The 13,450-nt window shown below is 58.7% G+C and carries 12 protein-coding genes; 4 read left to right on the forward strand and 8 right to left on the reverse strand.

Annotation, left to right across the window (positions count from 1 at the left end):
* Positions 1–18: 18 nt before the first annotated feature.
* Positions 19–1,236 (forward strand): class I SAM-dependent methyltransferase, encoded by a 1,218-nt coding sequence (locus AC07S6_RS15195; protein WP_490613702.1) that lies wholly within the window; start codon positions 19–21, stop codon positions 1,234–1,236.
* Positions 1,237–1,337: 101 nt separating this feature from the next.
* Here AC07S6_RS15195 and AC07S6_RS15200 read toward each other — a convergent pair whose 3' ends face one another.
* From AC07S6_RS15200 to AC07S6_RS15210, 3 genes are all read right to left on the reverse strand, one after another.
* A complete protein-coding gene (locus AC07S6_RS15200; protein ID WP_490613703.1) occupies positions 1,338–3,896 on the reverse strand; it encodes a TonB-dependent receptor in 2,559 nt (852 codons plus the stop codon).
* A gap of 127 nt (positions 3,897–4,023) precedes the next feature.
* Positions 4,024–4,992, reverse strand: a complete 969-nt coding sequence (locus AC07S6_RS15205; protein ID WP_495112570.1) for a FecR family protein — start codon at positions 4,990–4,992, stop codon at positions 4,024–4,026.
* Complete coding sequence (locus AC07S6_RS15210; protein ID WP_495112571.1) at positions 4,989–5,528, reverse strand: RNA polymerase sigma factor; 540 nt, start codon at positions 5,526–5,528, stop codon at positions 4,989–4,991. Before AC07S6_RS15210 ends, AC07S6_RS15205 begins: the two co-directional genes overlap by 4 nt.
* A 168-nt stretch (positions 5,529–5,696) precedes the next feature.
* On the opposite strand from AC07S6_RS15210, the gene AC07S6_RS15215 reads away from it, so the two are divergent.
* Positions 5,697–6,029, forward strand: a complete 333-nt coding sequence (locus AC07S6_RS15215) for a YegP family protein (protein WP_014717333.1) — start codon at positions 5,697–5,699, stop codon at positions 6,027–6,029.
* A 47-nt stretch (positions 6,030–6,076) separates the two neighbouring features.
* Here AC07S6_RS15215 and AC07S6_RS15220 read toward each other — a convergent pair whose 3' ends face one another.
* Together AC07S6_RS15220 and AC07S6_RS15225 are read right to left on the reverse strand one after the other, a co-directional pair.
* Entirely contained in the window at positions 6,077–6,955 is an 879-nt protein-coding gene (locus tag AC07S6_RS15220) for a dihydrodipicolinate synthase family protein (protein WP_313042655.1), read from the reverse strand.
* Positions 6,956–6,984: 29 nt separating this feature from the next.
* Positions 6,985–7,767 (reverse strand): aldolase, encoded by a 783-nt coding sequence (locus AC07S6_RS15225; RefSeq protein ID WP_014717335.1) that lies wholly within the window; start codon positions 7,765–7,767, stop codon positions 6,985–6,987.
* 160 nt (positions 7,768–7,927) lie between these two features.
* On the opposite strand from AC07S6_RS15225, the gene AC07S6_RS15230 reads away from it, so the two are divergent.
* Positions 7,928–8,455, forward strand: coding sequence for a helix-turn-helix domain-containing protein (locus AC07S6_RS15230; protein WP_014717336.1), 528 nt, complete (start codon positions 7,928–7,930; stop codon positions 8,453–8,455).
* 122 nt (positions 8,456–8,577) lie between these two features.
* Here AC07S6_RS15230 and AC07S6_RS15235 read toward each other — a convergent pair whose 3' ends face one another.
* Positions 8,578–9,594: a DUF4917 family protein gene (locus AC07S6_RS15235; protein WP_395605789.1), complete on the reverse strand. Its 1,017-nt coding sequence runs from the start codon at positions 9,592–9,594 to the stop codon at positions 8,578–8,580.
* Between the two features lie 123 nt (positions 9,595–9,717).
* On the opposite strand from AC07S6_RS15235, the gene yiaY reads away from it, so the two are divergent.
* On the forward strand, positions 9,718–10,866 hold the full coding sequence (yiaY, locus tag AC07S6_RS15240; RefSeq protein ID WP_034126546.1) for an L-threonine dehydrogenase: 1,149 nt from the start codon (positions 9,718–9,720) through the stop codon (positions 10,864–10,866).
* On the opposite strand, the gene AC07S6_RS15245 is transcribed toward yiaY, so the two are convergent.
* Together AC07S6_RS15245 and AC07S6_RS15250 are read right to left on the reverse strand one after the other, a co-directional pair.
* The gene (locus AC07S6_RS15245; RefSeq protein WP_014717339.1) at positions 10,833–12,017 is read right to left on the reverse strand and encodes an MFS transporter; all 1,185 of its coding nucleotides are present in this window, start codon (positions 12,015–12,017) and stop codon (positions 10,833–10,835) included. The genes yiaY and AC07S6_RS15245 overlap by 34 nt on opposite strands.
* 105 nt (positions 12,018–12,122) lie before the next feature.
* Complete coding sequence (locus AC07S6_RS15250) at positions 12,123–13,376, reverse strand: aminotransferase class I/II-fold pyridoxal phosphate-dependent enzyme (RefSeq protein WP_495112572.1); 1,254 nt, start codon at positions 13,374–13,376, stop codon at positions 12,123–12,125.
* Positions 13,377–13,450: the final 74 nt, after the last annotated feature.

Consider the following 13,450-nt stretch of genomic DNA (forward strand, 5'->3'; position numbering starts at 1 on the left):
CCCGAGGCGTTTTTGTTCATGTCCGTCACCGCTCAACCTGCCCGCCCTGCGCCGGATCATCATGCCCAGTTCATCGAACTGTTGAGCGCAAGCCTGGCCCAGAACGCTTTTATCAAGCTGGTGCTGGCCAAGTACGTCGGTGAGGAAGCCGAGTTGCAGCGGCTGATCATCAAGCCGGTGGTGGTCAAGGAGCAGCCTTGCCTGTCGTTCGTCTATCGCTACAAGACCCGCGACATCACCAAGAACTTCCCCTTGGCCGACGGCGTGGCGGCGATTGCCGAGCTGTTGCCCACCTCGTTCAAGAACGCGCACTTGCTGGCGCTGACCGACGAAGCCCAGTTGGAATACAGCAAGAAGAACAAAAGCTCGCTGTTCAAAAGCAAACCGCAGCAACTGCGCGAAGCGCCTTCAGCTGAGCATAACCGCGAAAAAAATCGCTTCCTCGACCTGAGCCGGCCGTTCCTCGCCGACCTGGGCGTGACCGACGCCAAGCAGGCGCTGATCCCCTCGATGTCGCGCAAGTGGAAGCAGATCAACAAGTTCATCGAAGTGTTCAGCCATGCGCTGACGTCGTCGCCGTTGCAGCTCGACCGCCCGGTGCGTGTCGCCGATTTCGGCTCGGGCAAGGGTTACCTGACCTTCGCCATTCACGATTACCTGCGCAATACCCTCAAGGCCGAGGGCGAGGTCACCGGTGTCGAGTTGCGTGAGGACATGGTCACCCTGTGCAACAGCGCCGCCGCACGCCTGGAGCACCCGGGGCTGGTGTTCAAATGCGGCGATGTACGCAGCGTGGCGCCCAGTGAGCTGGACGTGATGATTGCCTTGCATGCCTGCGACATCGCCACCGACTACGCGATCCACACCGGCATCCGTTCCGGTGCGTCGATCATCATGTGTTCGCCGTGCTGCCACAAACAGATCCGCCTGCAGATCCAGAGCCCGGCGCTGCTCAAACCGATGCTGCAATACGGCCTGCATCTGGGCCAGCAGGCAGAAATGGTCACCGACAGCCTGCGTGCATTGTTGCTTGAAGCCTGTGGCTATGAGACCAAGGTGTTCGAGTTCATCTCGTTGGAACACACGAACAAGAACAAGATGATCCTGGCGGTCAAACGTGCCGAGCCTGTGGACAACGCGCAGCTATTGGCAAAAATCCAGGAGCTCAAGGCGTTCTATCACATCACCGAGCACTGCCTGGAAACCCTGTTGCGCGGGGATGGCTACCTGGCCTGAAATGGGCGCGGTTCCCTGTGGGAGCTGGCTTGCCTGCGATGACCATGGTGGCTGCACCACCGCTATCGCAGGCAAGCCAGCTCCCACAGTTGGGTGTGTGCTTAGAAGAACCGCGTCACGCTGATCTTCGCATCACGCCCCTTGGTGTATGCCCGGTCGCCGCTCAAGGCCGGGCGGAAGTTTTTGTTGAACAGGTTGTCCACCGTGAAGTTCACCTCGGTGCCTTTGAGATATGCCTGCTGTGGTGCCCATTTGGCGAACAGGCCCTGGGTGTTGTAGCGCTTGTTGCCGTACTGGTCGTAGAACACATCGCCGATGCTGGAGCCCGGGCCGCCAGAGTATTTGTCGCTGGGCAGGCGGTCGGTGGCGCCGATGAATTGGCCCATCCAGCCCACCTGGGCATCCCAGGCCGGGATGTGAGTGCCCAGTACCAGTACCCATTTGGTCGGCGGAATATCCCGTGCGGCTACGTCCGGACCCCAGGGATTGGTGTAGGCGCCTTGGTGCTGGCCCTTGGCATAGGCGAACGAGACCGAGCCAAACAGGTAGGTGGAGTTGTAGATCGATTCGAGCTCAACGCCCTTGATGGTCAGGCTGCCGATATTGCGGTAGTTGGACATCGGCCCTGGCGGGCAAGCTGAAGCGATGCTGCCGCCATTGACAGCCTGGTTCTGGCAGCCCACGCCGGTGGCCTTGAAGATCTCGTCTTCGACTTTGTTGTGGAACAGGGTGGTGCGCAGTTGCAGGTTGTCGTCCTGGGCGATCAGGTTATCGAAGCTGGTGATGTTGCCCAGGGTGATCGAGGTGATGCGCTCCGGGTCCAGGTCGACGCTGGTGGCGGTGCGACTGCCCACGCCCTGCACTTCGTATTGTTCGTCGATCACCGGGGCGCGCCAGGTCTGGCTCCAGTTGGCGAACAGCCCCACGTTCGGCGTCACGGTCCAGAACAGCGCCAGGCGTGGTGACCAGCCAGTGTAGGTGCGGTCGCTGTAGTCGTGACCCACTGCCGGGTTGGGGTTGTTGTAGTAGGGCGCATCGTTGCCTTCGCCGCGGTTGCGCACATGGTCGTAGCGCAGCGAAGGCGTGATCGTCACGTCGCCCAAGGTCACCGCGTCCTGGATAAAGAAGCTGTTGGTATCGACTTTGCCGTGGGGCATGAAGCCCGGCTGGAAGTGCCCGTAGTTGTAGCGCGGCGTGTTGTAGGTGGCGCCGGGCATCCACATCTCGGTTTCGCGGGTGTGCTTGCGGATTTGCCCGCCGACCGTCACGGCATGCTGCAAGGGGCCGGTGTCAAACAGGCTGACGTTACGGATATCCAGGAGCTTGTCGGTGTAGGCGGTGTCCATCTTGCGCCCGCCGGTGGCCAACTGGAAAAACGCCGTGGCGTCACGCTCATCGGTCTGTTCGGTGTTGGACTGTGAGTACTTGATGGTCAAGTCCACCAGCGGGTTGTCCAGCGGCTGGTATTCATACTTGCCCGACCAGGTGGTGTCGACCGTGTCACGGTGGGCGAGGAAGCGCTTCAACGCGCCTTCGTAGCCGTAGCGGTCGATGTTGAACTGGGTTGGCGGCGTGGGGTAACTGGCGGCGGAAAACGGGGTCCAGCGGTTGCTGTGGGAGCGCGAGTATGACAGCCCGACACTGTGCTCATCGGTAAAGTGCGCGTTGACCTTGAACAGCTTGCCGTCCACATCCTGGGCGCTGTTGGGCAAGCGCTGGGGGTTGATCGGGTACTCATTGTTGTCGTTGGGCAATTTGGCGGCCACCTTCATATCGCCGCCGTCGCGTTGGGTCAGGTAGGCCAGCGCATCGAAACGGCCGTCGTCGGTACGGCCATAGACGGCACTGCTGTAGACCTGTTCATGGTCGTTGCTGGAGTAGCCATATTTGAGCATCGCACCGCTGTTGCGGCCGTCCTTGAGCAGGTCCGGGGCGTCCTTGGTGACCATGTTGACCGTGCCGCCGAAGCCGCCATTACCGGTGAACGGCGAGTTGGGACCTTTTTCCACTTCGATGCGCTTGATCAGCTCGGGCTCGATAAACACCGTGCCTTGCTGGTAACGCTCAAAGCCTGTCTTGGTGGCACCGTCAACGGTCAGCGGCACGTCTTCGGCATCGCCGAAACCGCGGATGTTGATGGTCTGGCCGCCGGGTTTCAGCGAGCCGCCCTGGCTGACACCGGGCAAGGTCTGCAACAGGCTGGGAATGTTATTGGACTGGTAACGGTCGATGTCGGCCTGGGTCAGGGTGGAGCGGTTGACGGTGCTGGCGTTTACCTCATTGCCGGTACCGATCACGCTCAGGGTGTCCAACTGGATTGCGCCACCGGTGGTGGTTTTGCCCTCGTCGGGGCGCACCACATAAGTACTGCCGACCTTGATCAGGTTGAGCTCACCGTTTTTGAGCAGGGAACGGATGGCCACTTCCGGGGTGTAGTCACCGTCAAGCGCTGGGGCCTGCACGTTCTTGAGCAGGGTTTCATCGAACAGCAGCTGGATTTTCGCTTGCTGGGCCACCTGGCTCAGGGACGTGGCCAGCGACTGGGCCGGCAGGTGCAGCTTGAGCGACTCGGCTTCGGCGCTGAGGCTCAAGGCCAGGCACGTAGCCATGAGTGTCGGTCGAAGAAACAGGTGCGAAGCGTGGCAAGGCGCGCGAAACATGAAATCCCCCGGAGCGGCTAAATAGCCAAAAAGGTGTGCGTATCAAACACAGACAGGAGGAAGACGGGGCAGGCAAAAAAAACCACACATGCGAATGCAAAATATTCTCATGTGCGGTTTCTGCCGTTTATTTGCTCGGCTCGATTCTCATGATGCCATCCGCCGAGAGCACGGTTTTCACTGGCAACAGCGCGGGCAAGGCGTTGAGCAGGGCGTCCGGGTCGCTCACATCAAGGTTGCCCGACACCTTGAGCTGCGCGACGGCCTTGCTGACCTGCAACGGCGTCTGTGGACGGTAGAGGCTAAGTTCGTCGATCAGGCTGGCCAGCTCTCGATTGCGAAATGACAAATGCCCGCTGCGCCAATCGGCGATCTCTTCGGCGCTGAGGCTTTGCGATTGCACGGTGCCTTTGGCGTAGTTGTATGAGGCCCGTTGCTGGGCGCCGAGCAGGGTGACGGGGCTTTCGCCATTTGGCGCGAAAGCGACCTGGCCATGGGCAACGCTGACCACCAATTGCTGCTGCCCACGGCGCACATCGAAAGCCGTGCCCACCACCCGTACGCTCGACTCGCCGGCCTGCACGTAGAGGGGGCGTTCCTTGTCGGCGGCCACTTCGATGTACAGCTGGCCTTTGTCCAGATGCAGCACCCGTAGATGGGCGCTGAAGTCCACGCGGATATGGGTGTTGGCATTCACATACAAGGTACTGCCATCCGGCAGATTCAACGTGCGCATGCCCTTGGCCTGGGTGGCAACCTGGCTGTGATACAGCTCGCGCGGTGCGCCGAGAGAGGGCGCCAACACGGCGCACACCAAGGCAGCGGCCACCGCCAGGGCAGGGCGCCACAAGGCGGGCTTGCGCTTGGGCAGTGCCAGCGGTTTGTTCAGTTGTTGCAATTGGGCGAGGTCGGCCCATAACTGTTCGAATTCGGCATAGGCGCGCGCATGGTCGGGCACCGCCTGCCAGGCGGCAAAGGCTTTACGGTCGGCGCGGCTGACTTCGTTGCGGTTGCGTGCAAACCAACTGGCGGCCTGGGCATCGATGGAATCGCTCGCTTGGCTGTCCAGCGCGTTTGTGTCGCTCGGGCGGTTCATTCTGGCTGCTCCGTGCCGATGTCGGGTTGAAGGCGTCGCTTGCAGTGCAGCAGGGCAAAGGCGATGTGCTTTTCCACCATGCTGGTGGAGATGCCCATGCGCGTTGCGATCTGCGCCTGGCTCAAGCCTTCGAAGCGGTGCAGCATAAGGGCTTCTCGTCGGCGCGGCGAGAGTTCGGCAAGGACTTCTTTCAACTGTTCCAGGCGTTGCAGGCGAAGGGCGGCGGCCATGGGGTCGTTGTGCTCGTCGGTGACCGGCTCGGCATCCATTTCGGCGTGATCAGGGTGGACGGTTTGCCGTACCTTCTGTTTGCGCCAGTGATCGCGCAGCAGGTTGCGCGCCATCTGGAACAGAAACGCCCGTGGCTGCTCGACCTTGGCACGGTCGCGGTAGCCCAGCCATTGGGTAAACACATCCTGGGCCATGTCCGCCGCGTCGCTGGCGTTGTCCGTGCGTTTACGCAGGAAATACAGAATGTCTGCATAAAACCCGCGACAGGCATCGGCCGCCGACGGGTCGGGCTGGGGACGAGACATGGATACCCTTCTTGACGAAGTACGATGTGGAAAAGTCGCGAATGATATCGAGAACTATTGTCATTTGTCTCCAGCTAAATAGATCTCCCGTGTTTGGCTGGAAAAAATTGGGGCATGGCCTTTAATCCTACAAGTTTGGGAGCGATATCCCACTCAAAGGAGAAAGTCATGGCTGGATGGTATGAGTTGAGTAAAAGCAGTAACGGGCAGTTTCGTTTCGTGCTTAAGGCGGCGAACGCAGAAACCATATTGACCAGCGAGCTTTACACCACCCGCGGTGCTACTGAAGCAGGCATTGCTTCAGTGCAGGCAAACAGCCCACATGATGAACGTTATGAGAAAAAAGTGGCCAGCAACGGCCAGCCGTTCTTCAACCTCAAGGCTGCCAATCATCAAGTGATCGGCAGCAGTGAGCAGTACACCTCTACAGCCGCACGAGACAATGGCATTGCCAGCGTCAAGACCAATGGTTCCAGTGTCACTATCAAGGACAAGACCTGACGGTTGTGCAAGAAGGCCTACGCCCGGCTCGCGAGAGCCGGGCGTTTTTATACCGATGACAGCAACGCTTTGAGCTGTCCGATCCCTGCCTCACCCAACGGGAACACCGGCAAGCGCGGATTACCCACCTCCAACCCGGTCAAGCGCAACCCGGCCTTGATCGTCGCCGGCAGCCCGCCTTTGAGGATGAATTGCAGCAAGGGCAACTGTCGGTAGAACAGCTCCCGCGCCTTGTTCAAATCATCGGCCAGTACGGCCTGATACAAGCTCAGGTTCAGTTGCGGGATCAGGTTCGGCGCCGCGGTGCACCAGCCTTTGGCGCCAGCCGCGAAGGCTTCCAGCGCCAGCGGGTTGCAGCCGTTGTAGAACGGCACGTCACTTTGCAGTTTCAACTGGTGCATGCGCTGGATGTCGCCAGTGCTCTCCTTGACCATCGTCACGTTCTCGACCTGCTTGAGGATGCGCAGGATCAGCTCCACCGACATGTCGGTGCCGCTGGTGGCCGGGTTGTTGTAGAGCATGATCGGCACGCCGATGCTGTCGCCGATGGCGGCGTAGTGAGCGAGGATTTCCGCGTCACTGAGTTTCCAGTACGAGGCCGGCAGCACCATGACCACATCGGCGCCGTGCTCTTCGGCATAGCGGGCGCGGCGTACGGCTTTGGCGGTGGTCAGGTCGGACACGCTGACAATGGTCGGCACGCGCTTGGCGACTTTCTTGATGCTGTAGGCGCTGACTTCATCCCACTCGGCATCGCTCAGGTAAGCGCCTTCGCCCGTGCTGCCCAAGGGCGCAATGGCGTGGACGCCGCTGTTGATCAAGCGGTCGATGGAGTGCCCGAGGGCGTCGAGGTCAACGCGTTGGCCGTCGGCACTGAAGGGGGTGATGGTGTAGCCGATAATGCCGTGAATGGTTGGGTTGGACATGGGAAAAACTCCGGTCGAAAAAGGGGCAATCAGTTCAGGCAGTCGGCGTGCTTGCGCAGGTTTTGCCGGGCGTAGTAGTTGAACGCGGCGCCGTGGCGCTTGGGCTTGGAGATCCAGTCATGGGCCTCGCGCCCCAGCTCCGGCAGGATCGGTTTGACGCTGCCCGCAGACATCGCCAGCAACTGCAACTTGGCAGCCCGTTCGATCAGTTGCGCAATCACGCAGGCTTCTTCGATGTTGGCCCCGGTGGACAACTGCCCGTGGTGCGAGAGCAGGATGGCGCGCTTGTCGCCCAGGGCCGTGGTGATGATTTCCCCTTCTTCGTTGCCCACCGGCACGCCGGGCCAGGCCTCCAGGAACGCGCAATCTTCGTACAGCGGGCAAAGGTCCATGTGCGACACCTGCAACGGCACTTCCAGCATCGACAGCGCGGCAATGTGCGTGGGGTGTGTGTGGATGATGCAGTTTACATCCGGGCGGCCGCGGTACACCCAGGTGTGAAAACGGTTGGCGGGGTTGGGAATGCCATGGCCTTCCAGTACTTCGAGGTCTTCGTTGACCAGCAGCAGATTGCTGGCGGTGATTTCGTCAAAACCCAGGCCCAGTTGCTGGGTGTAGTAGGTGCCGGGCGTCGGCCCACGTGCGGTGATCTGCCCGGCCAGGCCGGAGTCGTGGCCGTACTCGAACAGGATTCGGCAGGTCAGCGCCAGCTTTTGCCGGTCGGTCCACGTATTATCTGCCAGGCTGTTTTGCATCTGGCTCAGTGCTTGCTTGACCAGTTGGTCTTTTGGGAGTGCTAATGTCTTGGCCATATTGATGTCCTTTGGATGGTTCAATGGACGTCGGATTTGCTGGTCGCCCGCTGCTCGCAAGGTCGTTGGGTGAGTGCAAATGACACTAAAGATGCTATATGACACTTTGTGTCATTGGCAAGTCTGTCTCATCGCTTTCTGCATGGATTAACCGCAGCAAATGTCTATCCGCTTGAAAATATTAAGAAAAAAACTTGGCGTAACCCTGGAGGCCCTGGCCGAAAAATCCGGGATGACCAAGAGTTACCTGTCGAAAGTCGAGCGCGGGCTCAATACGCCCTCCATCGCCGCGGCATTGAAACTGGCCAAGGCTCTGAACGTGAAGGTCGAAGAGCTGTTCAGCGAAGACAACGTCAGCCTCGACAGCTACAGCCTGGTGCGCAGCCATGAGCGGCCCGACACCTCGCCGGGTTATGCGGTGCTTGCCCACCAAGTCAGCGAGCGCAGCCTGCTGCCGTTCATCATTTATCCGCCGGCGGAGTTCACCGACAAAACCTTCAAGGAGCACTTGGGAGAGGAGTTTTTATTCGTGCATGAAGGCCAGGTTGAGGTGGATTTCATGAGTGAGCGGGTGCTGTTGGCGCGCGGCGATGCGCTGCATTTCAACGCGCAGAAACCCCACCGGATTCGCTCGGTGGGAGAGGTGCAGGCGCAGTTGCTGGTGGTGGTGCACAGCGCTGAGGAATGAGGCAGATCCCGACTTGAAATGCAGTCAATGTGGGAGCTGGCTTGCCTGCGATAGCGGTTTATCGGTGCCCGATCTGTCGCTGACCCACCGCCATCGCAGGCAAGCCAGCTCCCACATTTTGCTCAGCGTTCCACAGGGACGGACAATGCCGGATTACCCAGTGGGTGCGTACGCGCTGTAAAGAACCTCAGTTCCACAGCAGAGCCCTCGAACAACTCCAGATACCGCCGCTTCTGCTGGCGAATAAACCCATCGCTGCGCCCCGACACCGAGATCGCCAGGGTGTTGATGCTGGCCTGGCCGATAGCATCCACCAGGTGTTTATCCTGCGGCCCCAAGTCATGGCCGAAGATGCACAGCGCGCCTTCATGGCTCAACAGCTGTTCATAACAGAACGACAGATAATCCGAACTGCGGATACTTTTGAGTTTCTCCTCCACCTTGCCTTCACTGACAAACAGCGGCACATCGTCGAGGGTCTTGATCGTGTTGTTGATGGCAAAACTGCTGAGCAGGGTGCTGTCGGTGGACGGCAATTTGCGCGCCGTGCCGTCGAGGTTGCGCACCAGGTGCAGGCCGCCGTGCAGGTACAGGATGCGGGTGGCGTCGGTGTGCGTATTGCGCAAGTCGAAGCTTGAGTCGGCGCTGCGAAACAGGTCGTCAATGCCCGGTGCGTGCAGGGTCGCCCAATAGTTGAGCAAGTCGTAGTTACTGGTGAAGACGGTGGCGTAGGTGGTCAGCTCCGCGTTGATCGTCGCCAGCGTCGACGGTTGCACCAGGCGCCAGGGAATGTGCACGGTATGAATGGTGTTGATCAGCGCTTCCTTGATCGCGTAGTAACGGTTACGCGGCGCCGCCGAGCTGACCGCCAGGGCTTTGTTGACCCGGCTGGTGGTTTTCAAGGCGCCCAGCGCTTGCTCGAAACTGCGGGTCTGCAAGGCATCGAACACGCTGAGTTCGGAGGGGCTCAGGGGTTTTTCTTCGACGGTACGGGCGTTTTCGAACAGCGAGTCGTAGGCAAAGTCTTCCCAAATCGTACGGCTGGCGCCGTTGCCGATCAGAATCCCGCTGAAGTCGACGGCAGCGCGCAGGGCGCTCCAGTCTTCAAGGTGGGCGTCAATATCCTGGAAATCCTTCATTGCGGCGGGTCTACTCGAAATCGGCTGGGGGGTGACTTTATCACGAGCCGGCATTGATCCTGATCAAGATGCGCCACGCGGTACAGGTTGATTCTGTCGGCATAAAGCCTTTGAGGATTGATCATGAGCAGCACGTTCTTCATCCCCGCCGTCAACATCATGGGCATCGATTGCCTCGACGAAGCGATGACCGCCATCCGCAACTACGGCTTTGGCAAGGCGTTGATCGTCACCGACGTCGGCCTGGCCAAAGCCGGTGTGGCCGGCATGATCGCCGAGAAGCTGGCGATGCAGGATATCGACTCGGTGATCTACGACGGCGCCAAGCCCAACCCCAGCGTGGAAAACGTCGAAAAAGGCCTGGCGTTACTGCAACAGAGTGCCTGCGATTTCGTCGTGTCCCTGGGCGGCGGGTCGCCCCATGACTGCGCCAAGGGCATTGCCCTGTGCGCCACCAACGGTGGGCGTATCGGCGACTATGAAGGCGTCGACCGATCGAGCAAGCCACAACTGCCGCTGGTTGCCATCAACACCACCGCTGGCACGGCCAGCGAGATGACGCGTTTTTGCATCATCACCGACGAAAGCCGCCACGTAAAAATGGCCATCGTCGATCGCAATGTCACGCCGTTGCTGTCGGTCAACGACCCGGCGCTGATGGTCGGCATGCCCCAGGGCCTCACCGCCGCCACGGGCATGGATGCGCTGACCCACGCCATCGAAGCCTACGTGTCCACCGCCGCGACACCGATCACCGACGCCTGCGCGATCAAGGCCATCGAGTTGATCAGCGCCAACCTGCGCCTGGCGGTCCGCGACGGCACTGACAAGGCCGCACGGGAAAACATGGCCTATGCGCAGTTTCTCGCCGGCATGGCCTTCAACAATGCGTCCTTGGGTTTCGTGCATGCCATGGCTCACCAATTGGGCGGCTTGTACGACCTGCCCCACGGCGTGTGCAACGCCGTGCTATTGCCCCATGTACAAAGCTTCAATGCCAGCGTCTGCGCCAAACGCCTGAGCGACGTGGGCCGGGCCCTTGGCGCAGATATCAAGGGCATCACCGCCGAGGAGGGCGCCCAGGCTGCCATCGCGGCGATTCGTCGGTTGTCCCAGGACGTGGAAATCCCTGCGGGCTTGCGTGAGCTTGGCGCTAAGTTGCAGGACATCCCGTTGCTGGCCAGCAATGCGTTGAAAGATGCCTGCGGGCTGACCAACCCACGGCGGGCGGACCAGCGTCAGATTGAGGAGATCTTTCGTAGCGCGTTTTGATCCGAGCTGCAGCGGGCAAGGCATATGCATGTGCCGCCCGCCAACGCCACACACAACACCGCCAGCGGCCACGCCTGCTGGCTCACCAATAGGCTTGCCGCACCGCCGATCATGGCTGCCATCAACTGATGCACAAAACCGCCGAGGGCCATGGCGTAGGAGCCGCTGATGGGGGCCTCATCATTGGCGAGAGATAAACTGATAGGGTAACTGATAGACTGCCCCAGCACCGCCACGCAATAGGGCAACCACAGCAGCACCGCGAGCCCACTGGCAAGCACGCTGCCTAGCAACATGGTCGCCGTACCGAGCAGTACCAATGCAACGCCTGCACGCATCATTCTCAAGCGACCTGTGCGTGCAACGAAGCGATTGACCATTAACGCACCTGCCAGGTAAGCCCCACTGATCGGCCAACCCAGCCAGCCGTATTCCATTGCGCTCCACTGAAAACCTCCCTGAAAAATCAACGGTGCGCAGGTATTGAATGCAATGATCACCCCATAGCCCAAACCGCCGGCCAGTGCGGCGTGCAGAAAGGGAGGATGTCGCGCAATCGCGTTGTAAACACGCCAAGCGCGGACCGGAGAGCCAGCTTTTGCTTGCGTCGCAAATACCACCCGCTGCAACACCCCTATCAAAGCGACAGCCCCGATTGCCAACGTATAGAAAATTGCCTTCCAGCCAAACGCCATTTGCAATAACGAACCCACGAATTGGCCAATACCCAAGGCGACCACGAAGGTCATCCCCAGCCACGATAGTCCTTTGGCCAACTGTGCACCGCTGAAGTTGTCGCGCACTAATACCCGCGCCATGACGGACATCCCACCAGCCCCCAAGCCTTGAAGCAGGCGTAAGGCTAGAAATGACTCAACGTTGAACGCTGATGGGATCGTCGCACTCGCCAGGGCATACACCGCCAAGGCTGCAAGTAACACCGGTTTTCTGCCAAGTCGCTCAGCCAGACTACCCCACAGCAGCATTGGCAAGGCCATGCCCACCAGATACACCGCTAGAGCCAGAGCAACATGCTTTTCGACGGCTAAAGCTTGCGCGATTGCTGGGACTGCGGGCAGATAGCTGCTGATACCGGCTTGAGCGAGGAAGGCAGCACTACAGGCGAGGAGGAGAGCGATATTGCTTTTCAATAAAAATCGTCCTATATCCTAAGTAAGGAAGAAACTGCTAGTTCGGCATCGTTTACACAGTTTTTAATCCGTTTCAGTAATCGTGGCCATTATTGAACGTCCCCATTAGGTAGCTTCTGACTGGGAGTGCAAGCTGGTGCTGGTTTTTGAGGCCGTGGTTAGTTGGGTTAGCTGTGCGCAAAACGACTCTATCGTTGTAGGGGACATATCTGCTCGGAGCGTTATGCGTACGGCTGATTTTCCTTTTGGCACTACCGGAAAAAATACAGCAGATGTAAAAAAGCCAATGTCCGAAAGTCGGGTAGCGAGCTCATTCGCTTTTTCAGCTTCTCCACAGTTAATTAAGCGTATGGCAGTCTGGGTGCCATGCTGCTCTGTATATATTAATTTGTCAAATAGTTGAATGTTAAATTGAAGTTTTTCTTGAGGCTCGTATAGCTCTTCAGTCTGGTGTATTTTTAGCGACGCCAGCCCAGCGCCAATAGCCGCTGAGTTCAGACTTTGCGACCAGTTGCTCGGGCCACCATAACGGTACATCAGACTTTTTTGTCGTTCGCTGCCAAACATGATCAACCCGCCGCTAGCACCGAAAGACTTTCCTAAGGACGCGACTATTAGTGTCTGATCGTCTTGCGCATGCATAAATGGCCGGATGTAACCACGTCCTCCCTCTCCGAATGCCGACAGCGCATGCGAGTCGTCCATATAGAGAAATAGCCCATAACGAGCTTTTAAGTAAAGTAAACCGTCAACGTCCGTAACGCCGCCCATGCTGTATATGCCGTCAGCTATATACGCGACGCATTTGCGGGTTTTGCATAAATCTTCAATGAAAGAGAGATCGTTGTGGGGGGCGGTCACTACTTCGGTCTCATCAGCGCAGGACGCTTTGATGTGATTCATCGAGTAATGCGAGTGCTTGTCGAATACCATTGTAGGCGGGCAATTACTAGTAAAGGCTCCGCTCGCGAGCAGAGGGAGCAGTCCAGAGCTAGCAGCACTGCAAGACAATGTGCTTAAACAAATGGAGTCAAAGTGATCCGATAGTTCTAGCTCGTATCGTTCGAGTATTTCCAGTTTGCAACGGTTTTTTGAATTTGCGATTCGCAGGGTTTTGGCCTCCCTTATTCCCTGCATCGCACCTTCTATTATGGCCGGGTGGTGATCGAGCCCAAGATATGAGGTTGTGCAGAAGTGATGGAAGTCGCGCCCATATTGATCTGTCAGGTAATTATTGCTTTTGACGGTGACATTGAGCTCGCATATTCGCCCGCTCTTTGCCGAGTGCCAGTCCGTTTCGGCCAATGCTATGAGTTTTTTGTAATTTGAGAATTTGTGTGTGAGCGATGAGTTTTCCATTTCTCTAGCGTCCTTTGGGGGGGGCTGGAAAACACTACCGGGAAAATTTTGATTCGATAAGTCAGACGATTCCC

The sequence above is a fragment of the Pseudomonas sp. GW821-FHT07B01 genome, assembly GCF_059419065.1.

Coding starts and splice junctions, on each gene's coding strand:
- AC07S6_RS15210 (WP_495112571.1), bottom strand. CDS start 5,528: ATGTCTCGTCCCCAGCCCGACCCGTCGGCGGCCGATGCCTGTCGCGGG.
- AC07S6_RS15215 (WP_014717333.1), top strand. CDS start 5,697: ATGGCTGGATGGTATGAGTTGAGTAAAAGCAGTAACGGGCAGTTTCGT.
- AC07S6_RS15250 (WP_495112572.1), bottom strand. CDS start 13,376: ATGGAAAACTCATCGCTCACACACAAATTCTCAAATTACAAAAAACTC.
- AC07S6_RS15205 (WP_495112570.1), bottom strand. CDS start 4,992: ATGAACCGCCCGAGCGACACAAACGCGCTGGACAGCCAAGCGAGCGAT.
- AC07S6_RS15220 (WP_313042655.1), bottom strand. CDS start 6,955: ATGTCCAACCCAACCATTCACGGCATTATCGGCTACACCATCACCCCC.
- yiaY (WP_034126546.1), top strand. CDS start 9,718: ATGAGCAGCACGTTCTTCATCCCCGCCGTCAACATCATGGGCATCGAT.
- AC07S6_RS15235 (WP_395605789.1), bottom strand. CDS start 9,594: ATGAAGGATTTCCAGGATATTGACGCCCACCTTGAAGACTGGAGCGCC.
- AC07S6_RS15230 (WP_014717336.1), top strand. CDS start 7,928: ATGTCTATCCGCTTGAAAATATTAAGAAAAAAACTTGGCGTAACCCTG.
- AC07S6_RS15200 (WP_490613703.1), bottom strand. CDS start 3,896: ATGTTTCGCGCGCCTTGCCACGCTTCGCACCTGTTTCTTCGACCGACA.
- AC07S6_RS15225 (WP_014717335.1), bottom strand. CDS start 7,767: ATGGCCAAGACATTAGCACTCCCAAAAGACCAACTGGTCAAGCAAGCA.
- AC07S6_RS15195 (WP_490613702.1), top strand. CDS start 19: ATGTCCGTCACCGCTCAACCTGCCCGCCCTGCGCCGGATCATCATGCC.